Origin of the sequence: Saccharomonospora iraqiensis subsp. paurometabolica YIM 90007, assembly GCF_000231035.2 — a bacterium.
Lineage (GTDB): Bacteria > Actinomycetota > Actinomycetes > Mycobacteriales > Pseudonocardiaceae > Saccharomonospora > Saccharomonospora paurometabolica.
Genome location: NZ_KI912203.1, coordinates 43,117 through 44,186 on the forward strand (window position 1 = coordinate 43,117; position 1,070 = coordinate 44,186).

A 1,070-nucleotide genomic window follows, 5' to 3' on the forward strand; every position below is an offset into this window, starting at 1 on the left:
GTCAGTGGGACGGGTTCCGTCCGGTCGGGACGCGGCGGCAGGGTCGCGGCCCGGGAGTCGGCCCCGCCGCGTGCCGCCCGCGTGGCGGCCTCCTCGTTGTTCACAGACACGACGGAAGGTTACCCACGAGGTCCGGGCTCCGCTGAGCCGGTGCACGACGGTGGGCCCGTCGTGGACCCCGCCCTCATCCCGTCGTGCCCGCCGGGCCCCCGCCGCCGTCCGGGGTACCGATCCGGCGCAACCGGCGCGGACCGGAGTCGGGCCACGAGGGGGGCGGCCCCAGCACCACACGGGCGTTGGTGACGTAGGCGCCCTCCGGGGACGCCAGCACCGGGTCGAGCGCGAGCGCGCGCACCTCGGGAAGGTCCTCGGCCAACGCCGCCACCCGGAGCACGAGATCGTCGAGTGCGGCCAGGTCGGCGGGCTCGTCCCCGCGGTACCCGGTGAGCAGCGGCGCGGTGCGCGGCTCGCGCACCAGGTTCCGCGCGTCCACGTCGGTCAGCGGCACCGCCCGGAACGCCTGGTCCCCCAGCAGCGAACTCACCACGCCGGAGAGCCCGAAGGAGACCAGCGTGCCGAACGAGGGGTCGTCCCGCAGTCCGATCGCACACGACACCCCCTTGGGGGCCATCCGCTGCACGTACACGTCCCCGCTCCCGGAGACCTCGCGCAGGTCCCGGTACCCGACGCGCACCGAGTCCTCGGAGGTGAGGTCCAGCCGCACCCCGGCCAGGTCGGGGCGGTCGCGCAGGCTGTCGTCGAACGCCTTCAGCGTCACCGGGTAGCCGAGCCCGGCCGCGGCCGTCACCGCGTCGTCCTCGGAGCCGACCACGCGGAACGGCACCACACCGATCCCGTAGCAGTCCAGCAGCCGCACCATGGCGTCCTCGGGCATCCGCACCGGCCGTCCGTCGCCGTCCCCGGGGCCGACCTGCTCGCGCACGGTGCCCTCGGCGTGCTCCCGCACGGTGGCCTCCGCGTGCTCCCGCACGGCGCCGTCGGCGTGCTCCCGCACGGCGCCCTCCGCGTGCTCCCGCACGGCGCCCTCGCGTGCTCCCGCACGGTGGCCT

Annotated in this window: 1 protein-coding gene; it reads right to left on the reverse strand. The window is 76.3% G+C overall.

The genetic code is table 11. The features are described from left to right. Positions 1 to 184: 184 nt before the first annotated feature. Positions 185 to 1,070 (reverse strand): acetate--CoA ligase family protein (locus SACPADRAFT_RS0203025; RefSeq protein ID WP_233357110.1); only part of this gene is annotated, 886 nt, incomplete at its 5' end.